We start from the raw sequence: 20712 nt of genomic DNA, 5'->3' as shown, positions 1-20712 counted from the left end.
GACCGATGCCTGCCGGAGCCGGCCCCTAGAGCCAGGTGTCCTCGGAGGTGCTCGTGAGAAACGCCTCGAGGTCGTCCCGCCAGGGGGCCGGCACCGTCTTGTCCGGCTCGATCCCGGTGTACTGGCCTCGATAGAACAGCAGCGGCCGTTCCTTCTCGTCCCGCACCTCGCTCAGCGACGACACCCGACCGAACACCACCCAGTGGTCGCCCCCGTCGTGCACGGTCTCCACCGTGCAGTCGATGTGGGCGAGGGAGCCGGCGAGGATGGGCGAGCCGAGCGGCGACGGACGCCACTCGACACCGGCGAACTTGTCCGGCTCGCGGGATCCGAACCGCGCGCATGTGTCCCGCTGTTCCTCCGCGAGCACGTTGACGCAGAAGCGCCCGGAGCGTTCGATGGCGGTCCACGACCGCGACATTTTCGTCGGGCAGAACAGCACCAGGGGCGGGTCCAGCGACAGCGCCGCGAACGACTGGCAGGCGAATCCCACCGGCTCGCCGGCGTCGACTGTGGTGATGATCGTGACACCCGTACAGAACTGGCCGAGCACGGTGCGGAAGGTGCGAGGGTCGATCGTGACGTCGCCGGGTCCGGTCATGGCTGCAAGCCTACGCTGAAGTCGTGGCCCCACAGGCTGACGGCTGTGGACTCGCGGGCGATCCACTCCCGGTCCTCGACCTGCCTTCCCTCGCAGCCGAACTCGACGTCGAAACCGCCGGGGGTCTTCATGTAGAACGAGAGCATCAGATCGTTGACGTGCCGGCCCAGCGTCGCCGACATCTTGACCTTGCGGCGCAGGGCCCGGTCCAGGCACAGCCCGACGTCGTCGGAATTCTCCACCTCGATCATCAGGTGCACGATGCCACTCGGCGTGGGCATCGGAAGGAACGCCAGGCTGTGGTGCCGGGGATTGCATCCGAAGAAGCGGAGCCAGGCCGGTTTCCCGTCGGCCGGGCGGCCCACCATCTGCGGCGGCATGCGCATCGAGTCCCGCAACCGGAAGCCGAGGACGTCGCGGTAGAAGTGCAGCGCCTCCTCGTCGTCGCGGGTGGACAGGACGACGTGCCCGAGTCCCTGCTCTCCGGTGACGAACCGGTGCCCGTACGGACTCACGACGCGGCGGTGCTCGAGCGCGACCCCGTGGAACGCCTCGAGAGTATTGCCGGACGGGTCCTGGAACACGATGAGTTCGTCGACCCGGCGGTCGGCGAGTTGCTCGGCCGTGCCCTCCTTGAACGGCACTTCGGCGGCCGCGAGGTTGTCACGCACCTCCTGCAGCTCGGCGGCGTTCGCGGTCTCCCAGCCGGAGACGAGCAGCCGGTCGCTCTCGTGCGGCTCGATGACCAGCCGGGCCGGGAAATCGTCCATCCGGAGGTAGAGCGCCGCGGGATCGACGCCCTTGCCCTCGACCATGCCGAGCACCTTCAGACCGTATTCCCGCCAGGCGTCCATGTCGGTGGCGCCGATGCGCAGGTAGGCGAGGGATCGGATACCCATGTCAGTTGCTCCTGTCCGTCAGGAAGTCCGTTGTCAGGCGGTTGAACTCGTCGAACTTCTCGAGCTGAGCCCAGTGTCCGCAGCCACCGAAGACGTGCAGTTGCGCCCGCGGGATCATCTTGAGCGCGACGAGCGCGCCGTCGAGCGGGTTGACCCGGTCCTCGCGCCCCCAGATCAGCAGCACCCGCTGCCGGAGCTTGTAGGCGTCGCGCCAGAGCATGCCGAGCTCGAAGTCCGGACCGGAGAACGACTTCCCCATCGCGCGTGCGGCAGCGAGGGATTCCGAGGTGCTCGCGGCGGCGAACCGTTCGTCGACCAGCTCGTCGGTGATCAGCGACTGGTCGTAGACCATCACCCGGAGGAACGCCTCGAGCTTCTCCCGGGTGGGGCCCTCCGGCGGCGCCGCGAACCGGCCGAGGTTCTTCACGCCCTCGGTGGGGTCGGGGGCGAAGAGGTTGACGCTCAATCCGCCCGGCCCCATGAGCACGAGCCGTCCGGCGCGGTCCGGGAAGTCCAGCGCGAATCGCACTGCGGCGCCGCCGCCGAGCGAGTTGCCGAGCAGGTGCACGCGCCCCTCGAGCCCGAGGTGGTCGAGCAGGTCCTTCAGCGCGGTGGCGCTGTGCACGAAGTACTGCGGGTGTTCGGTGGGCTTGTCGGACCTGCCGTAGCCGGGCTGGTCGACACACAGGACGTGGAAATGCTCGGCCAGCACGGGGATGTTGCGGGCGAAGTTGGACCAGCCGGAGGCGCCCGGCCCGCCGCCGTGCAGCAGGACGATCGTGGTGTCGTTGCCGACCCCCGCCTCGTGGTAGTGCAACCGCAGGTCGTCCCGCACCTGCGCGAACCGGGACGTGGACTCGTAGGTGATCTCTTCCGTCGCAGTCAATTCGATATCCCCTACACCATCGTGTCGGTGATCGGCAGGCCGAACTCGCCGGCGCCGAACATCACGTAGGCGCGTTCGGCGTCGTTGGCGGCGTGGACCCGCCCGGCGTGGGCGTCGCGCCAGAACCGCTGGATCGGCGTGCCGTTGGCGAGGGCGGTGGCGCCGGAGTTCTCGAACAGCAGGTCGATGGAGGCGATGGCGCGGCCCGTCGCCCGGACCTGGTCGCGACGGGCACGCAACCGCAGGTCCATCGGGACCTCCTCGCCGGCGACGAGGTGCGCGTACTCCTCGGCGACGTTGCCCGACAGCTGACGCCACGCGGCGTCGATGTCGCTGGACGCCTCCGCGATCCGGACCTTGGAGAACGGATCGTCCTTGGCCTTCTCCCCCGCGTACGCGGCACGAACCCGCTTACCCTGATGGTCGACGTGGGCCCGGTACGCGCCGAAGGCCATGCCGACGATCGGCGTCGAGATCGTCGTGGGATGGATGGTGCCCCAAGGCATCTTGTAGACGGGTGCGGTGTTGCGCTCGAGCCCCGGCGCGGTGAGCTCGCTCATGGCGCGGAAGCTGAGGAAGCGGTGCCGCGGCACGAACACGTCCTGCACCACCACGGTGTTCGATCCGGTACCCCGGAGCCCGACGACGTTCCAGACGTCGTCGATCGCGTAGTCCGCGCGCGGGATCAGGAAGCTGCCGAAGTCGACGGGGCGGCCGTCCTTGATCACCGGGCCGCCCACGACGACCCAGGTGGCGTGGTCGCACCCGGAGGACCAGGCCCACGCACCGTTGACCTTGTATCCGCCGTCGACGACCTCGCCGGCGCCCATGGGGGCGTAGGACGAGGAGATGCGGACATCGGTGTCCTCGCCCCACACGTCTTCCTGGGCCTGCTGCGCGAACAGCGCCAGATGCCAGTTGTGGACACCGATGATGCCGGAGACCCAGCCGGTGGAGCCGCACGCGGCGGCGATGTTGCGGACCGCCGTGTAGAAGGTGACCGGATCGGCTTCGTACCCGCCCCACTGGCTCGGTTGGAGCAGTCGGAAGAAGCCGGTCTCCTGCAGCGCCTTGATCGAGTCGTCGGGGATGCGGCGAAGGTCTTCGGTCTCCTGTGCACGTTCCCGCAGGGCGGGCAGCAGCGCGTCGATCCGCTGCAGCACCTCGTGGCTCTCGTGGTCGCCCACTGGACGCTCCCGTCTGTTCCGGAATTGATCGCTTGATTCGAGACTAGAACACGTTCCCATTTGTGTCGAGACCGGAGCCGCGTCCCAGGTCGACGGGCTTTCCGTGGGACGAAAGTCCTCGAACGCTTCCGGTACGCGCCAAAATTCTATAACGTGTTCTACCAAACATCCGAAGGAAAGTGAGGGGACGATGGCACAGGTTCGCGAGATCGACGTCGGAGAGGTCCGCACGCGGTTCGCGCGGGGGTGGCACTGCCTCGGGCTGGCCCGGACGTTCAAGGACGGCAAGCCGCACGCCGTCGAGGCCTTCGGAACCAAACTCGTGGTCTGGGCCGACAGCGCGGGCGACCTGAAGATCCTCGACGCCTACTGCCGCCACATGGGCGGCGACCTGTCCCAGGGCGAGATCAAGGGCGACTCCGTCGCCTGCCCCTTCCACGACTGGCGATGGGGAGGAAACGGCAAGTGCACCGACATCCCCTACGCCCGCCGTGTGCCACCGCTCGCCCGCACCCGCGCCTGGCTCGCGATGGAGAAGAACGGTCAGCTCTTCGTCTGGAACGACCCCGAAGGCAACACCCCGCCGCCGGAGGTCACGATCCCGGACATCGAGCAGTACGGGTCGGACGAATGGACCGACTGGACCTGGAACTCGATCCTCATCGAGGGCGCCAACTGCCGGGAGATCATCGACAACGTCGTGGACATGGCGCACTTCTACTACATCCACTACGCCTTCCCGACGTACTTCAAGAACGTCTTCGAGGGGCACGTCGCCGCGCAGTACCTCAACACCCGGGGCCGTCCCGACAAGGGCATGTCCACCCAGTACGGCATGGAGTCGCTGCTGAAGTCGTTCGCCGCGTACTACGGCCCGTCCTACATGATCAATCCGCTGACCAACAGCTACGGCGGCTACGAGGTCGAGTCGGTGCTGATCAACTGCCACTACCCCGTCACACACGACTCGTTCGTGCTGCAGTACGGCATCATCGTCAAGAAGCCGACGGGCATGCCCGAGGAGGCGTCGAACAAGCTGGCCGCGAAGCTGACCGAAGGCATCGGCGAGGGCTTCCTGCAGGACGTCGAGATCTGGAAGAACAAGACCAAGATCGAGAATCCGTTGCTGTGCGAGGAGGACGGCCCGGTCTACCAGCTGCGACGCTGGTACGAGCAGTTCTACGTCGACGTCGCCGACGTCACCGAGAAGATGACGCAGCGCTTCGAGTACGAGGTCGACACCACCAAGGCCAACGAGGCATGGCAGGCGGAGGTCGCCGAGAACCTCGCGCGGCAGAAGGCCGACCAGGGCAAGCAGGAAGCGGAGGTCTGACGATGGATCCCTCGACCCGGGCGCGCAGCTGGGCGAAGGCCCCGGACTTCGCCGGCCAGCCCGCCCGGGTCGAGGCGGTCCGCGCCCAGACCGCCATCGACAAGATCAACTATCTCGATTCGGGCCTGCACGAGGTGCAGTGCCGCGAGTGCGGCACCTGTGTCCTGGTGCGCAAGAACAGCTTCGACCACACGACCGTGCAATGGCGCGAGGACCCCGCGGCGGTGTGCCCGAATTTCCGGGGCTCCGAGGTCCCGGGCGCCCTGCGCGACGGCTGCCCGCAGCTGCGCGCCAGCATCGAGCAGGCCGTACTCGACGGCCGGATCACGATTCCGGACTGACAGCGCCACGCCGCACTATGCTGGCGTCGTGTTCCTCCTCTTCGGCTTCAGCACCAAGCGGCAACACCTCGGCTCCGGGCAGACCCGAACGTGCCCGAACTGCCACAACACCACACAGTGGGCACGGATCCGCGAATTCAACCAGTTCACGTTGTTCTTCGTCCCGGTCGCGCGATGGAAGCGCCGGCAGCTGGAGCAATGTGGCATCTGCGGCACCGCCGTCGAAGTCTGAGCGCCTTCATTCCGGGCGACCGTCACCGCCGGAGCGTCGGCGCACTCAGCCGATACCCGGATCGACGAGCCGAATCGAGCACCGGAGCTGTTCCGACAACTGCAACGCTGTGTGCTGCCAGACAAAAACAGTTGAGCAACATAGCTTTTCGTGTGCAGGTGAGACATTCCGTCACGGACGCCGCCTACCGGGCGTGCAACTGTTCCACAACTCCGCCCCCTCGACCGCCGGACCGGCCACCAGCGCGTCGGCGAGAATCCGGCCTCGGTCGCGCCGAGAGCGTGATCGTCGAATTTCCTCGTAGCGTCCTCGGCATCGCTCTTGCTTGTTGCGGCACCTCTTTCCACGAATCAGCCAGATCGTCCACAATTTCAGAACGCGACACCGTCATCGTCTTCCGCGAGTGCCGCAATACCGCTCGCATCGCACGAAACTCGGTACCGCACGAGCGGCCGTTCTCCGGTACGACCTGCGCGATCGATCGAGGCGAGGGAGAGATGTGCACCGCCCCTCGAGCCCGGACTGCCGGGCACCGCACGGACGCCACCGCAGGACCGGCCGGGACCGATGCACCGCGAGGTCGGTCGAAGAGCATGAAGTCAGATGCCGTCACAGCGATGAGTCCGCCGCCTCCCACGGGTCTACCTTTGCGACGGAGACACACCACTTCACCGGGAGCCGAGCCATGGGCCTGATCGACATCGAACTGTTCACCACCCTCGACCTCGTCGGACAGGCACCCGGCGGCCCCGACGAAGACCCGGAAGGATTCCCGTTCGGCGGGTGGCAGGCGCCCCTGCTCGACGAGGTCACCGGCGCGCAGATCGGGGCCGCCTACGACGGCACCGACGCCCTGCTGCTCGGCCGCCGGACCTACGACATCTTCGCCGCCTACTGGCCGCACCAGCACAGCGGCGAGGACCACGACATCGCCACACTGTTCAACAGCGTCCCGAAGTACGTGGCCTCCCGCGGCCGGCCCGACCTCTCCTGGTCCGGATCCACACAGCTCGGCCCCGATCTGGCCGGTGCGGTGCGCGAGATCCGGGACCGGCACGAGCACATCAAGGTCGTCGGGAGCCTGGACCTGGTCCAGACCCTGCTGCGCGAGAAACTCTTCGACCGGCTCGACCTGTGGGTGCACCCGATCGTGCTCGGCGTCGGGAAGAAGGTGTTCGACGCCGGCGCGGTGCCCACCAACCTCACTCTCCTCGCACCGCCGGTAGCCGGCCCGACGGGCACCGTGTACCTGCGCTACGCGCTCGCCGACGGCATACCCGGCACCGGGGACATGAGCGCCCCCGACCGCGGCGCCGGGAGGGACGGCTGAACCCGCCCCACCTGGGTCCGTGTGCTCGGCGGTGCCTCCGCCGGGTCTGCCGCCGTCGTTCCCCTCGGCGCATCACCGACGACGTAGCCCCCCCCCCGGGGACGAACACAGTCGTACCCGGCGGCGTGCACTCGGGCGTCAGGTGCCGCAGAAGGTTCGGAAGGTTGCGCTGAACGACGGCGGGGCAGGGGTGGTGTAGTCGGACCATTCGTCGCGACGATCGAACGGATGCGTGACGACGTCGAGCAGCTTCTCGAACGGGGCGAACTCTCCGTCGGTCGCGGCCCGCAACGCGGCATCGAGCTGATGATTGCGCGGGATGTACAGCGGGTTCACCCGGTCCATCGCGTCCGCGGTCGCCACCGCCTCGCGCCCCTGTGCGGTCAGTGCGCCGCGCCAGCGCTGCACCCAGGGCCCCATACGCTCGCGGGGAATCAGGGCATGCAACGGCGTCGAATGTCCCCGCAGTTCTTCCGCGAGCGCACGGAAGCTGCCCGTCCAGTCGGCGCCGTGCCCGGCCATCAGCCTCAGCAGGTCGTCGACGAGCGCACGGTCGAGGAGTGTGCCCGCCGCCCCGAGTTTGGCCGCCATCCCGGCCGCGTAGTGGCCCTCGTACCGCTCCTCGAAGGTGTCGAGGACTGCCGATACCGCGCCGATCGCGTTCTCCGGCGTCGTGTCGATCAGCGGCAGCAGTGTTTCCGCGAAGCGCGCCAGATTCCATTTCAGGACAGCCGGCTGGTTGCCGAACGCGTAGCGGCCGCTGTGATCGATCGAACTGAACACCGCCGCGGGGTCGAACGCATCGAGGAAGGCGCACGGACCGTAGTCGATGGTCTGTCCCGAAATGGTCGTGTTGTCGGTGTTCATCACCCCGTGCACGAAGCCGGTGAGCGTCCACTGCGCCACCAGTGCTGCCTGTGCCTCGACCACCGCCTCGAAGAATGCCAGGTAGCGACTGCCCTCCCCCGTGGCCGGCAGCTCGGCCACCTCCGGGTAGTGGCGGGCGATCGCGTAGTCGGCCAGCCGCTGCAGGACTCCCTCCTGTCGGGCCGCGAATTCGAAGGTCCCGACCCGCAGGTGACTGGCCGCGACCCGGGCGAGCACCGCACCGGGCTGTGCGCCGTCCCGGCGTACGCGGCGGCCCGTCGCGACCACCGACAGCGCGCGCGTCGTGGGAATACCGAGAGCGTGTATGGCCTCGCTGACCAGGTACTCGCGCAGCATCGGGCCGAGGACCGCGTAGCCGTCACCGCCCCGAGAGAACGGCGTGGGCCCCGAGCCCTTCAGGTGCAGATCCACCCGCCGACCGTCACTGCCCACCACTTCGCCGAGCAGCAACGCCCGGCCGTCCCCGAGCAGCGGCGCGTACCCACCGAACTGATGGCCCGCATACGCCATCGCCACCGGCGTGGCCCCGGCCGGCGCCGTCGATCCGGACAACACCCCGACCCCGGCCTCGCTCCGCAGCACCTCCACGTCCCATCCCAGCGACACCGCGAGCCGCTCGTTGAGCGCCAGCAACTTCGGGTCGGGAACATGAACACCCTGCCACGGCACGGCCAGAGCACCCAGCTCGTCGGCAAAAGTGCTTTCGAAGCCGGCCACCGCCGAGTTCGTGCTCACCGTGGACTCCGGGAATGCAGCCATCAGTCGAGGGTAACCACACCCAACCCTGTCCCGCCGCTCACGACCGGGAACACACCCGGCCGCCCGGTGCCCGACGTCGCCGGACCACGAGGCCCCACCGCACTCGCCTGCAAGGGCTCGTCACCCCGCGGGGGCGGCGCCGGTCGGCATGGCCCACCGCGTAAGCAGCGGGCCTGCGAGCCGAGGGGTGCGCCGCGAGCGCAGACGGGGGGCTGCCGGTCGGGGGCGGCGCCGGGTCACTGCGCAGCACCCCGCGCCGGCGGACCGGTCGGGCGCTCACGACGCGGGCGCGGGACCGGAGCCATGTCCGGAGCGGCGACGAGCGCGAGCCAGAGCGAGCCCGCCGAGGACCGTGCCGGTCAGTCCCAGCGCCACGGCGACGACGGCGCCGGCGAGCCCGTTGCCGGTGCCGAGGCCCCCGGCGGCGTTGACCCCGTGTACTCCACCGGCGATCACGCTGAGCGGCCCCAGCACCACGGCCACGATCGTCCGGGCTGGTCCGGTGCCGGGCCGGCGGGATCGGGCCAGGGCCAGCCCCCCGGCGACGGCGCTGATCAACCCCAGTACGGCTGCCGCTGTGGGCACGGCTCGTCCGACGCCGAGTTCGTAGCCGGCAGCGAGAACGACGACCTGTGTCGTCGCCGGTGCGGCAAGCAAGTCGAGGACAGGCATTGCGGATCCTTTCGGTCGAACGACGGCTACCGGAGGCCTCCGTCGCTGAGCGGACGCACTCGATCGTCGTGTCTCGGCAAACGCGGTGTCCTCGGGCGGCGGGCGGCAGCGGATACGGAGTTCGACGTAGGTCGCTCACCCGCAACCACGCTCCTCGACGTAGGCGGTTGCGCAGTTCGGGGGAGTTGTCATCCCGGCCCGGAGCCATATGATCGCGCCATGCAGGAGCGCGTCACGTTGTTCCGCCCGCCCGCCTGGGCGCAGGATGTGCTCCTGGCGGTGTTCATCACGGTGATGCAGGTCCAGGGAACGGTCGTCCGCAACGGCGGGGAACCGGAGGCCGTGCTGCGCCCGCTGTCCGACCTCGGGAATCTCGGCTACCTCCTCTTGGTCACCGGCGGCGCGGTCCTGGTCTGGCGCCGCCGCCGTCCCGTCGCAGTGTTCGTCGTGACCGCGCTCGCGAGCATGGTGTACTACGCGCTCGATTTCCCGGACGGTCCCACATGGCTGGGCCTGTTCGTGGCCCTCTACACCCTCACCGCCCGCGGCGACGGACGTCGCTCGCTGGTGGTGGCCGGGGTCGGCATTGCAGCACTGTCCGCGGTGTGGCTGCTCGCCGCGGCCGACATCGAGCCCCCCGCCGCGGTCGGCTGGGTGTACTTCCGGATCGGCGCCGCGGGCATGAGTGCCGCCCTCGGGGAGAGCGTCCGCTCGAGGAGAGTCATCGCGGAGGAAGCGCTCGAGCGCGCCGAACTGGCAGAACGCTCTCGTGAGGACGAAGCACGCGCCCGGGTCGACGAGGAACGGCTCAGGATCGCACGCGAGGTCCACGACACCGTCGCGCACGCCATCGCCGTCATCAACGTGCAATCCGGGGTCACCGCGCACGTGCTGGACAAGCGACCCGAACAAGCACGCCGGACGCTCGAGGCCATCGAGCAGACCAGTTCCCGGGCACTGCAGGAGATGCGGGCCATCCTCGGAGTCCTTCGCGACGACCGCGACGACCGCCTCCCGCCGCCGGGCCTCGCGCAGGTCGGCGAACTCACCGCCAGGGCGCGCGACGCCGGGCTCGACGTCGAGTTGGAGACGATCTCACCCCCGCCGCCCGTACCCGGCGCGGTCGGCAGCGCCGTGTACCGGATCCTGCAGGAGTCGATCACCAATGTGATTCGCCACGTCGGCCCGACCCGGGTCGCGGTCGTACTCGACTACGGCCCCGACGCCGTGGAAGTCCGCGTGACGAACGACGGCCCGCGCATCGGTGGGGACACCGAGGAAGCAGCCGACCGTGCCGACGGTGGGTTCGCCGGCACGGGCACACGCGGACACGGGATCGTGGGAATGCGCGAGCGTTGCCAGCTCCTGGGCGGAGACTTCGACGCCGGTCCGCTCCCGGGCGGTGGCTTCGCCGTCACCGCCCGGCTGCCCTTGGCCCCGACCGGAACGGTGAACGCATGAACCCGGGCGCCTCCGGCCCCGACGCCCCCATCAAGGTCCTGCTCGTAGACGACGAGCATCTCGTGCGGTCCGGTTTCAGGATCCTGCTCGAGGTCGAGGACGACATCACGGTGGTCGGGGAAGCCGCAACCGGCGCCGAGGCCGTGGAGCAGGCCCGCGCCGTGCGCCCGGACGTCGTCCTCATGGATATCCGGATGCCGAAGATGGACGGCATCGAGGCCACCCGGCAGATCACCACCACCCCCGGGCTCCAGCACGTACGCATCCTCATCCTGACCACCTACGACACCGACGCCTACGTCTTCGAAGGCTTGCAGGCCGGCGCCAGCGGCTTCCTGCTCAAGGACGCCGGCCCCGCCGAGCTCCTGCACGGTATCCGCGTGATCGCCGCCGGAGAGGCTCTGCTCGCACCGCGCATCACGCGCCGACTCATCGCCCAGTTCACCGCACAGCGCACCGCCGACAAGGCCGCCGATCGTCGGCTCGAGGTTCTCACCGACCGGGAACGTGAGGTCCTGACGCTCGTAGGTATGGGCATGAGCAACAAGGAGATCGGCGCCGAACTCTGCCTCAGCCCGGCCACCGCCCGTACCCACGTCAGCCATGCCATGGTGAAACTCGGGGCTCGCGACCGCGCGCAACTGGTCGTCATCGCCTACCGAACAGGACTCGTGAAGCCGTGAGCGATCCCCCGCCTGTGAGCGCAGCGACGCGCCCCCGGGGGGCCGAATGTCACATCGCGTCGATCGGCGGGCTGTTGCGAAATCGCCGAGGGTCCGCGACCGCGAACCAAAGCGCCGGTCCCGGGGCGGGGTCTCCCGCCCCGGGACCACCGCCTCACACAGCGGCCGGCAACCCGCCCCCACCCACCGCAGCGAGGATCTTGCCGATGTTGTGCACCGCGGCATGAAAACTCCACTCACCACGGGCACGGACCAGTCCCCGGCCGGTGAACCGCCGAAAATTCAGATTGTGTTTGGCATGCCCGAACGGAGTCTCGGCAATGTGAGAACGCTTGCGGTAGGTGGCGATTCCCTCCTCGGTGCGCAACCGGTGGGCCATCACCTCGACCGGTGAAGCCTCGACCGGCGCCGGCCCAGACACCGGTGTGTGCCGGGCCGCGTGTTCGAGGTGGCGGGCCTTGCCGCGGGCGATCAACCGGTCCGGTCCCGGCGCGGTGATGTTGGCTTCGGAGAAGTACCCGGCATCGGCGAGCAGCATCCCGATCCCCTCGCCGTCGGTGCCGTCGGTGCCGTCCGTATCGGCGGTGCCGGTGGGGCGGGCAGCGATGATCGACCCGGCAGCGGCCACCGCCGCCTGCATCATCGGCACGAACGTCGGCGCATCGGTGGGATTGGCCGCCACCGACACCGCCATGATCAGCCCGTCACCGCTGGTCACGGCCTGACAGTTGAACCCCTGCACCCAGCCGCCACCACGCAACGGTTGCAACCCGGACTCCGGGTCGGTGGTGTTGACCACCCGCTCGGGCCGGCCCTCGGTGTCGGCATCGGCTCGTGCCGCCGCGACCGCAGTCGCCGCCGCCGCTGCGGCGGTGGCACGAGCCAGACGTGCCCGGGCCTTGATCACCTTCGGGTCCTGCCCGGCCGGCCGGATCACCCAGCCACCGTATCGGTGGCCTTTCGCTGCCGCTTCGGCCCGCCGCTGCTCGTACCGCCGAACTTTCGCGGCATGGGCAGCCAGGGTCTTCTCCAACGCCAGTTCCGCTGCCGCGACCGCCGCCGAGGCGGGCGGGGCACCCATCGGCATCTGCCCGCCGCGGGCCTGCTCGAGATACAGACGGGCCGAGGTGTCCTTGTCGGCCCGGGCCTGCTCGTCGGCGGCGCGGGCAGCGTCGAGTGCGGCGATCGCCTCGCTGATCCGCGCTGCCCGTGACCGGGGGTCGGTCAACGCCGGTGGGACCGAACCGGAACCGCGGTCGCCGTGATCGTGGGGTTCGTCTTCGGCGGCATCGGTGGCCGCATGCGCGGCCACCGCTGCCGCCGCCACTGCTCGGGCGTGGGCGGCGGCTTCGGCCCGCACCGACGATTCGGTGCGGTTGGCGCCGGCCGAGGCGTTGGAGGCGATCTTGACCGAGTCCAACGCGATGGTCTCCAGCCGGCCCAGTCCCAGGGCTGCAGCCAGCAGCAGGACCTGGGTGAACAGGTCTTCGCAGGCGGTGGCGTGGGTTTTGCGGAACCGGGCGATCGTCACGTGATCGGGGATGTCCTGGGCGCAGATCACCCGGTAGGCCACGTCCTCGGTGCACAGCCGTTCGATGCGGCGGGAGGAGCGTTCCCCGCGGGACCAGGCCCACACCAGCAAGGTGAGCAGCATGTCCGGGTGGTAGCCGGCACGGCCGGCGCCACCGGTCTTGGCGGTCCGATGGAATGCGGTGGTGTCGATCCGGTCGATGATGTCGATGACCGTCCACACGGGATGGTCGGTGCCGAGCCAGTCGCGCATGTCCGGGGGGATCAGGAACTGCTGGTCACGATCGACGGGTCGATATCCTTTGGCCACCAACGGATTCTACACGAAACCGCAGGTCAGCCCCGCCGTGACATGACGGGGCCGACCCACGATTCTGCAACAACCCCTCGGATCGACGCGATGTGACATTCGGTCGGGCAGGCGGGCGGGGGGTCGGTCGGGGGTCGGGCAGGCGGTCGGTCAGGCGGACTGCTGCTCGCGCTGGAGTTCGAGGGCGATGTCGATCAACTGGTCCTCCTGGCCACCGATGAGCTTGCGCTTGCCCGCCCGCACCAGCAGTTCCGCGGCGGAGACCCCGTACCGCTCGGCCTGGCGCTCGGCGTGGCGCAGGAAGCTCGAGTACACCCCGGCGTAGCCCATCATCAGGGCCTGACGGTCGAGGAGGCATTCGGCGGGCATCACCGGGCGCACGACGTCCTCCGCGGCGTCGGCGATCGCGAAGAAGTCGATGCCGGTCTTGATCCCCACCTTGTCGCACACCCCGACGAACGCCTCGACCGGGGTGTTGCCGGCACCCGCGCCGAACCGGCGGGCCGACCCGTCGATCTGCCTGGCACCCGCGCGGACCGCGGCGATCGAATTCGCCACGCCCAGGCCGAGATTCTCATGTCCGTGGAATCCGACCTGTGCGTCGGAGCCGAGTTCGGCGACGAGCGCCTCGACGCGCTCGGTGACCTGTTCGAGGACGAGCGCGCCGGCCGAGTCCACGACGTACACGCACTGGCAGCCGGCGTCGGCCATGATGCGGGCCTGCTCGGCGAGCTTCTCCGGGGTGACGGTGTGCGCCATCATCAGGAAGCCCACGGTCTCGAGTCCGCGCTCGCGGGCGAGCCCGAAGTGCTGGACGGACACGTCGGCCTCGGTGCAGTGCGTGGCGATGCGGCAGATCGAGGCGCCGTTGTCCTGCGCCTCGACGATGTCCTCCTTGATGCCGACACCGGGGAGCATGAGGAACGCGATCTTCGCGTGCTGGGCGGTGTCGACGGCGATCTTGATCAGTTCCTGCTCGGGCACCTTCGAGAACCCGTAGTTGAACGACGAGCCCCCGAGACCGTCGCCGTGGGTGACCTCGATGACGGGGACGCCCGAGAGGTCGAGGGCGGCGACGACGGCACGCACCTCCTCCCGGTCGAACTGGTGACGCTTGTGGTGGGAGCCGTCGCGCAGCGACGTGTCGGTCACGCGGATGTCCCACGACGGTTCGAAGAAGATGTCGTCGCGGCGGTCGGTAGCGGTCATCGGATTCACGCCTTCACGGAGGTGTTCGAGGGGAGGGCGTCCGCCGAGAGGAGTGCGCGGGCGATCTCCTCGCCCACCTTGGTGGCGGCCGCGGTCATGATGTCGAGGTTGCCGGCGTACGGCGGCAGGAAGTCGCCGGCGCCCTCGACCTCGACGAAGGTGGTGACGGTGGCGTGCCCGCCGGACACGACGGTCGGATCGTCGAACTGCGGTTCGTTGAGCAGACGGTAGCCGGGCACGTACTGCTGCACGTCGGCGACGACGCGGTGGATGGATTCGGCGATCGCGCCCCGGTCTGCGTCCTCGGGGATGGCACAGAAGATGGTGTCGCGCATGATCATCGGCGGGTCCGCCGGATTGAGGACGATGATCGCCTTGCCTCTGCGGGCACCGCCGATGGTCTCGATGCCCCGGCTGGTGGTCTTGGTGAACTCGTCGATGTTGGCGCGGGTGCCCGGACCGGCGGATACCGACGCCACGGACGCCACGATCTCGGCGTAGGGCACGTCCACCACGCGGGAGACGGCGTGCACGATCGGGATGGTGGCCTGGCCGCCGCAGGTGATCATGTTGACGTTGGGCACGTCCAGGTGCGCACCGAGGTTCGCGGGCGGCACGACGGCCGGTCCGACGGCCGCGGGGGTGAGATCGATCGCCCGGATGCCGGCCGCCTCGTACCTCGGTGCGGCCTCCCGGTGCACGTATGCGGACGTCGCCTCGAACACCAGGTCCGGCTTCTCCGGCTGCTCGAGCAACCAGTCGATCCCCTCGGCCGACGTCTCCAGGCCGAGCGTGCGGGCGCGGGCGAGTCCCTCGCTCGCGGGGTCGATACCGATCATCCAGCGAGGCTCGAGCACATCCGAGCGTTGCAGCTTGTAGAGCAGGTCGGTGCTGATGTTGCCCGACCCGACGATTGCGACACGTGCCTTGGCCATGGTTTCTCCTTGCAGTCGGGACCGGGTGGTCACGAGAACGTGAGCGAGACGGAGCCCAGTCCCGCGAACTCGGCGTGGAACTCGTCGCCGGGGCGCGCATCGATCGCCCGCGTGCACGAACCGGGCAGGACGATGTCGCCCGCCTTCAGCCGCACCCCGAAACTGTCGACCTTGCGGGCGAGCCACGCGACCGCGGTGACGGGATTGCCGAGCACCGCGTCGCTGCGTCCCTCGGCGATCCGTTCGCCGTTGCGGGTGAGCACCGCGTCGATGCCCTTGATGTCGATGCCGGACGGCGCGACCCGCTGCGTGCCGAGCACCCAGCCGGCAGACGAGGCATTGTCGGCGATGGTGTCCGCGAGGCCGATCTTCCAGTCCTTGATCCGGCTGTCGATCAGTTCGATGGACGGCGCGAACGCGACGGTGGCATCGAGGACGTCGTTCTCGGCGCAGTCCGCCCCGGGCAGGTCCTTGCCGAGCACGAAGGCCACCTCGACCTCCACCCGCGGAAAGCAGTACCGCGAGGTGTCGACGGGCCGGTCCTCGAAGACCTGCATGTCGTCGAGCAGATGACCGTAGTCGGGCTCGTCCACACCCATCATCTGCTGCATGGCCAGGGACGACAGCCCCACCTTGTGGCCGACCACGCGAGCACCGGCCGCGAGGCGACGCCGGATGTTGATCAGCTGGATCTCGTAGGCGTCGACGACGTCGATGTCGGGGTGCCGGGCCACGAGCGGGTCGACGGGGGTACGGTCGCGCTCGGCGGCCTCGAGCTCGTCCGCCAGCCGGGTGCGCAGTTGCGTCGGCAGCATTGCGGTTCCTTCCTGTTCACCGGCGACCGGCATGTTCTGCAACCTGTTTCCGTTCGACGCGTGGTGTGCGGGTGATCTTCCTGGCAGAAGGGATGGACTCACCGCGCCATCATTCTATAACGTGTTCTACATGATCAAGCAGGAATACGACATCGTCGTCGTCGGCAGCGGCGCCGGCGGAATGACCGCCGCGCTGACCGCCGCGCACCGGGGCGCGAGCGTCGTCCTGGTCGAGAAGGCACCGCACTACGGCGGTTCGAGTGCGCGCTCGGGCGGCGGGGTGTGGATTCCGAACAACGAGGTCCTCGGGGCGGCGGGCGTCACCGACACCCCGGAGGCGGCCCGCACCTACCTGCACAGCATCATCGGCGACGTGGTGCCCGCCGACAAGATCGACACCTACATCGACCGCGGGCCCGAGATGCTGTCCTTCGTCCTGGAGCACAGCGCCCTGGAACTGCAGTGGGTGCCGGGCTACTCCGACTACTACCCCGAGGCCCCCGGCGGCCGGCTCGGCGGGCGGTCCGTCGAACCGAAGCCGTTCGACGGCAAGCGACTCGGCGACGACCTCGCCCTGCTCGAACCCGACTATGTCAAGGGCCCACCCAACTTCGTCATCACCCAGGCCGACTACAAGTGGCTCAACCTGCTCATGCGCAATCCCCGCGGGCCGGTCCGCGCCGCGAAGGTCGGCGTGCGGTACCTGTGGGCGCGGGCCCGCAGAAGGCACCTGCTGGTCCGCGGCCAGGCACTCATGGCCGGACTCCGCATGGGTCTGCGTGACGCCGGAGTACCGCTGCTGCTGAACACCGCTTTGACGGACCTCGTCGTCGAGGACGGGGTGGTGCGCGGTGTGCGGGTCGAGTCGGACGGACAGCAGCGCACCGTCCGGGCCCGCCGCGGCGTCGTGATCGCCTCCGGCGGTTTCGAACACAACGAGCAGATGCGCACGCAGTACCAGCGCGCGCCGATCGGCACCGAGTGGACCGTCGGCGCGAAGGCCAACACCGGGGACGGCATCCGCGCGGGCCAGTCCCTCGGCGCCGCCGTCGATTTCATGGACGACGCCTGGTGGGGCCCGTCCTTCCCGCTCACCGGCGGCCCGTGGTTCGCCCTGTCCGAGCGCAGCCTGCCGGGCTCGATGATGGTCAACGCGGCGGGCCGGCGCTTCGTCAACGAATCCGCCCCGTACGTCGAAGCGGTGCACGCCATGTACGGCGGTCGGCACGGCCGGGGCGACGGGCCCGGCGAGAACATCCCGTGCTGGATGATCCTCGACCAGCGCTACCGCAACCGCTACACCTTCGCCGGCATCACGCCCCGCAGCCCCTTCCCCAAGCGCTGGCTGAAGGCGGGTGTCGTCGTCCGCGCCGGCTCGATCGCCGAGCTCGCCGGGAAGATCGGGGTTCCGGCCGCCGCCCTCACCGCGACGGTGGAACGCTTCAACGGTTTCGCCCGGGCGGGCCGGGACGAGGACTTCGGGCGCGGGGAATCGGGCTACGACCACTACTACGGCGACCCGCGCAACAAGCCCAACCCGAGTCTCGGCGTCATCGACAAAGCCCCCTTCTACGCGATCAAGGTGGTGCCCGGCGATCTAGGCACCAAGGGTGGCCTGCGCACCGACGCCGACGCCCGGGTCCTGCGCGAGGACGGGACCGTGATCGAGGGCCTCTACGCGGCCGGCAATGCCAGCGGTCCCGTCATGGGCCACACGTACGCCGGACCGGGCGCCACGATCGGCCCGGCCATGACCTTCGCCTATCTCGCGGTCCTCGATGCACTCGCCCGGCCGGAGCAGCCGGCGGTGCCGCCGGTCTCCGAGACCGTCGAACAGCACTGACCCGCACCCGGCCGCGCCGATCTCCGTCCGCCGAACAGAAAGGCTCATTCGTGCCCATCGATCCCGCCGTCGCGCTCGGCGCCGAACTGCCCGTCCAGGAATTCACCTGGAGCAGCAGCGACGTCCAGCTCTATCACCTCGGCCTCGGCGCCGGAGCCCGTCCCACCGACCTCGGTGAGCTCCGCTACCTGCGCGACGGCGACCCGCAGGTCCTGCCCACCTTCGCCACCGTCGCGGCGACGTTCCACGCGACCGAGCCGCCGAAGGTGTCGTTCCCGGGTGTCGAGATCGACCTGGCGAAGGTGGTGCACGGCAGCCAGGAGGTGACGGTGCACGCTCCCCTGCCGCCGGAAGGCAAGGGCCGCACCGTGACCCGGATCGCCGAGGTGTGGGACAAGGGCAAGGCCGCGGTCATCGTCCAGGAGTCGACGACCACAGATCCGGCCGGTAGTCCGCTGTGGACGGCCCGTTCGTCCATCTTCGCCCGCGGCGAGGGCGGCTTCGGCGGCGAACGCGGACCGTCCGAGTCCGTCGAACTTCCCGGCCGGGCACCCGATTTCGAGGTGGACGTCGCGACGCTGCCGCAGCAGGCCCTGCTGTACCGGCTGTGCGGCGACCGCAACCCGCTGCACTCGGATCCGGAGTTCGCGACAGCCGCCGGATTTCCCGCCCCGATCCTGCACGGGCTGTGCACCTACGGGATCGTCTGCAAGACGATCACGGATGCGGCCCTCGCCGGGGATGCCGTGGCCGTACGGGGATTCAAGGCTCGATTCGCCGGCGTCGTCTTTCCCGGCGAGACACTGAGGGTGCGCGCCTGGCGGACCGGCGACCGCGTGCTCGCGACAGCCGCGGTGGTCGAGCGTGACCTCGCCCCCGCCCTCACCGACGTCGTCCTCACCCTCGCCTGACCCCGTCCTCCCCCAGCACCGCCCTCCCCCAGCACCGCCCTCCCCCAGCACCGCCCTCTCCCAGCACCGCCCTCCCCCAGCACCGTCCCGGCACGGGGCGGTGAGAAAGCAGCGCATCCATGACGATTCGCACCGAACCCCTGCGCCTGTCCCGTCGCGGTTTCCTCGCGGCCGGCGCGGGTGCCCTCGCGGCCACCGCGCTCGGCGGCTGGACCCCCGTCCACGCCGTGCCGGCCGGCTCGTCCGGCGCCACGCTGCCCACCCCGGCCGCCTTCCCCGACGGCATCGCCCTGTACCAGCAGGCCTACCAGAACTGGTCCAAGGAGATCATGCTGGACGCCATCTGGACCTGCGCCCCGCGCAGTCCCGAGGACGTCGTCCGCCTCGCGAACTGGGCCCACGCCCACGGGTACACCATCCGGCCACGCGGCGCGATGCACGGGTGGACGCCGCTGACCATCGTCAACGGCGCACCGATCGACAAGGTGATCCTGGCGGACACGATGGTGCACCTGAACGCAGTGTCGGTGAACCCCGGATCGGCACCCGCCACCGTCACCGCCGGTGCGGGCGCGACGCTCGACGCGATCACCACGGCGCTGCAGGCGAACGGACTCGGCTGGGCCAACCTTCCCGCGCCCGGCGTACTGTCCGTCGCCGGTTCCCTGGCCGTCAACGCCCACGGCGCCGCGTTACCCGCCGACGGCGAAGCGCAGGTGCCGGGGAACACGTTCGGCTCGCTGAGCAACCTCGTCACGGAACTGACCGTGGTGGCGTGGAACGGGAGCGAGTACGCGCTGCGCACCGTCACGCGCGCGGACGCCGACAGCACCGCACTGCTCACGCACCTGGGTCGCACGTTCGTCACCTCGGTCACCCTGCAGGCCGGGCCGAACACGCGGATGCGGTGCCAGAGCTACACCGACATCGACTGGCGCGAACTCTTCGCCCCCGCCGGCGCCGCCGGACGCACCTTCGAGAGCTTCGTGCGCGCTTCCGGGCGTGCGGAGGCGATCTGGTACCCCTTCACCGACAAGCCGTGGATGAAGGTGTGGTCCCTCGCCCCCGAACGGCCGGCCACGTCCCGCGAGGTGTTCGGCCCCTACAACTACCCGTTCTCGGACAACGTCCCCGAGCCGGTCACCGATCTGCTCGGGCAGATGACCGCCGGGAATCCGGCCGTCGCCCCGGCCTTCGGCCAGGTCTACTACAACACCACCGTCGCGGGCCTCGCCGCCACGAACTCGAGCGACATCTGGGGCTGGTCGAAGGATCTGCAGTTCTACATCAAGGCCACCACCCTGCGGCTCACGGAGGGCGGCGGCGCGGTCCTCACCAACCGCGCCAACATCGCGAACGTGATCCACGACTTCACGCAGTGGTTCCATCAGCGCATCGAGCACTACCGGGCACTGGGGCAGTACCCGCTCAACGGCCCCGTCGAGATCCGATGCTGCGGACTCGACCAGCCCGACGACGTGCAGGTCCCGTCCGCCGGGCCGCCGACCATCTCCGCGACCCGCCCGCGACCCGATCACCCCGAATGGGACACCGCGATCTGGCTCAACGTGCTCGGGGTGCCCGGTACACCCGGGATGTTCGCGTTCTACCGCGAGATGGAGCAGTGGATGCGCGGACACTACGACAACGGCAGCGCCACGTTCCGTCCCGAATGGTCCAAGGGCTGGGCGTTCGGTCCCGAGCTGCCCTACACGGACCAGCGGATCGTCGAGCAGGTCCTGCCCGACACCTACCGCGAGGGCGTGCCCGCGGACGAGAACTGGGACTCGGCGCGAGCGGTGTACAACCGCCTCGACCCGCACCGGATCTTCAGCAACAGCTTCATCGACCGGCTGCTGCCCTGACGAGAGGCCGGCCCGTATCCGC

The 20712-nt window shown here is 69.5% G+C and carries 19 protein-coding genes; 9 read left to right on the top strand and 10 right to left on the bottom strand.

Annotated features, from left to right (window positions below):
* Window positions 1-25 precede the first annotated feature (25 nt).
* Genes hsaB through hsaA form a run of 4 tightly spaced genes read right to left on the bottom strand, consistent with a single transcriptional unit; the run spans window position 26 to window position 3573 of the window.
* Window positions 26-601, bottom strand: coding sequence for a 3-hydroxy-9,10-secoandrosta-1,3,5(10)-triene-9,17-dione monooxygenase reductase subunit (gene hsaB, locus QNA09_RS01530; RefSeq protein WP_010594497.1), 576 nt, complete (start codon window positions 599-601; stop codon window positions 26-28).
* Entirely contained in the window at window positions 598-1500 is a 903-nt protein-coding gene (hsaC, locus tag QNA09_RS01525; RefSeq protein ID WP_010594498.1) for an iron-dependent extradiol dioxygenase HsaC, read from the bottom strand. The genes hsaB and hsaC overlap by 4 nt, the downstream gene beginning before the upstream one ends.
* A 1-nt stretch (window position 1501) precedes the next feature.
* Entirely contained in the window at window positions 1502-2386 is an 885-nt protein-coding gene (gene hsaD, locus QNA09_RS01520) for a 4,5:9,10-diseco-3-hydroxy-5,9,17-trioxoandrosta-1(10),2-diene-4-oate hydrolase (RefSeq protein WP_010594499.1), read from the bottom strand.
* Between the two features lie 11 nt (window positions 2387-2397).
* Window positions 2398-3573 (bottom strand): 3-hydroxy-9,10-secoandrosta-1,3,5(10)-triene-9,17-dione monooxygenase oxygenase subunit, encoded by a 1176-nt coding sequence (gene hsaA, locus QNA09_RS01515; protein ID WP_010594500.1) that lies wholly within the window; start codon window positions 3571-3573, stop codon window positions 2398-2400.
* Between the two features lie 190 nt (window positions 3574-3763).
* On the opposite strand from hsaA, the gene QNA09_RS01510 reads away from it, so the two are divergent.
* From QNA09_RS01510 to QNA09_RS01495, 4 genes are all read left to right on the top strand, one after another.
* A complete protein-coding gene (locus tag QNA09_RS01510) occupies window positions 3764-4906 on the top strand; it encodes a Rieske 2Fe-2S domain-containing protein (RefSeq protein WP_010594501.1) in 1143 nt (380 codons plus the stop codon).
* 2 nt (window positions 4907-4908) lie between these two features.
* Entirely contained in the window at window positions 4909-5247 is a 339-nt protein-coding gene (locus tag QNA09_RS01505; protein ID WP_010594502.1) for a hypothetical protein, read from the top strand.
* Window positions 5248-5275: 28 nt separating this feature from the next.
* Complete coding sequence (locus QNA09_RS01500; protein ID WP_010594503.1) at window positions 5276-5479, top strand: zinc-ribbon domain-containing protein; 204 nt, start codon at window positions 5276-5278, stop codon at window positions 5477-5479.
* Window positions 5480-6164: 685 nt separating this feature from the next.
* Window positions 6165-6809, top strand: coding sequence for a dihydrofolate reductase family protein (locus tag QNA09_RS01495; protein ID WP_010594504.1), 645 nt, complete (start codon window positions 6165-6167; stop codon window positions 6807-6809).
* Window positions 6810-6947: 138 nt separating this feature from the next.
* On the opposite strand, the gene QNA09_RS01490 is transcribed toward QNA09_RS01495, so the two are convergent.
* Both QNA09_RS01490 and QNA09_RS01485 read right to left on the bottom strand, forming a co-directional pair.
* Window positions 6948-8456: a YdiU family protein gene (locus QNA09_RS01490; protein WP_017680961.1), complete on the bottom strand. Its 1509-nt coding sequence runs from the start codon at window positions 8454-8456 to the stop codon at window positions 6948-6950.
* A 276-nt stretch (window positions 8457-8732) separates the two neighbouring features.
* Window positions 8733-9128 carry a DUF6223 family protein gene (locus QNA09_RS01485; RefSeq protein WP_017680960.1) on the bottom strand — a complete coding sequence of 132 codons (396 nt, stop codon included), beginning with the start codon at window positions 9126-9128 and terminating at the stop codon, window positions 8733-8735.
* Between the two features lie 219 nt (window positions 9129-9347).
* Here QNA09_RS01485 and QNA09_RS01480 point away from each other — a divergent pair, with 219 nt between their 5' ends.
* Both QNA09_RS01480 and QNA09_RS01475 read left to right on the top strand, forming a co-directional pair.
* On the top strand, window positions 9348-10589 hold the full coding sequence (locus tag QNA09_RS01480; RefSeq protein WP_010594507.1) for a sensor histidine kinase: 1242 nt from the start codon (window positions 9348-9350) through the stop codon (window positions 10587-10589).
* Window positions 10586-11272, top strand: coding sequence for a response regulator transcription factor (locus tag QNA09_RS01475; RefSeq protein ID WP_119699377.1), 687 nt, complete (start codon window positions 10586-10588; stop codon window positions 11270-11272). Before QNA09_RS01480 ends, QNA09_RS01475 begins: the two co-directional genes overlap by 4 nt.
* Before the next feature lie 154 nt (window positions 11273-11426).
* On the opposite strand, the gene QNA09_RS01470 is transcribed toward QNA09_RS01475, so the two are convergent.
* The 4 genes from QNA09_RS01470 to QNA09_RS01455 all read right to left on the bottom strand — a co-directional run bounded on the left by QNA09_RS01470 (window position 11427) and on the right by QNA09_RS01455 (window position 16071).
* A complete protein-coding gene (locus QNA09_RS01470; protein ID WP_374121870.1) occupies window positions 11427-13055 on the bottom strand; it encodes a transposase in 1629 nt (542 codons plus the stop codon).
* A 207-nt stretch (window positions 13056-13262) separates the two neighbouring features.
* On the bottom strand, window positions 13263-14321 hold the full coding sequence (gene dmpG, locus QNA09_RS01465; protein WP_043823572.1) for a 4-hydroxy-2-oxovalerate aldolase: 1059 nt from the start codon (window positions 14319-14321) through the stop codon (window positions 13263-13265).
* A 5-nt stretch (window positions 14322-14326) separates the two neighbouring features.
* The gene (locus QNA09_RS01460; RefSeq protein WP_119699376.1) at window positions 14327-15256 is read right to left on the bottom strand and encodes an acetaldehyde dehydrogenase (acetylating); all 930 of its coding nucleotides are present in this window, start codon (window positions 15254-15256) and stop codon (window positions 14327-14329) included.
* 29 nt (window positions 15257-15285) lie between these two features.
* Window positions 15286-16071, bottom strand: a complete 786-nt coding sequence (locus tag QNA09_RS01455; protein ID WP_102031943.1) for a 2-keto-4-pentenoate hydratase — start codon at window positions 16069-16071, stop codon at window positions 15286-15288.
* Window positions 16072-16201: 130 nt separating this feature from the next.
* Between QNA09_RS01455 and kstD the strand changes: the two genes are divergently transcribed.
* The 3 genes from kstD to QNA09_RS01440 all read left to right on the top strand — a co-directional run bounded on the left by kstD (window position 16202) and on the right by QNA09_RS01440 (window position 20690).
* Window positions 16202-17914 (top strand): 3-oxosteroid 1-dehydrogenase, encoded by a 1713-nt coding sequence (gene kstD, locus QNA09_RS01450; RefSeq protein WP_059174920.1) that lies wholly within the window; start codon window positions 16202-16204, stop codon window positions 17912-17914.
* A 50-nt stretch (window positions 17915-17964) separates the two neighbouring features.
* Window positions 17965-18825: a MaoC/PaaZ C-terminal domain-containing protein gene (locus tag QNA09_RS01445; protein WP_010594513.1), complete on the top strand. Its 861-nt coding sequence runs from the start codon at window positions 17965-17967 to the stop codon at window positions 18823-18825.
* A gap of 119 nt (window positions 18826-18944) precedes the next feature.
* Window positions 18945-20690: a cholesterol oxidase substrate-binding domain-containing protein gene (locus tag QNA09_RS01440; RefSeq protein WP_048773370.1), complete on the top strand. Its 1746-nt coding sequence runs from the start codon at window positions 18945-18947 to the stop codon at window positions 20688-20690.
* Window positions 20691-20712 lie beyond the last annotated feature (22 nt).

Source organism: Rhodococcus sp. AH-ZY2 (assembly GCF_030916465.1).
Lineage (GTDB): Bacteria > Actinomycetota > Actinomycetes > Mycobacteriales > Mycobacteriaceae > Rhodococcus > Rhodococcus ruber.
This window is presented reverse-complemented; position numbering and strand designations above follow the sequence as displayed.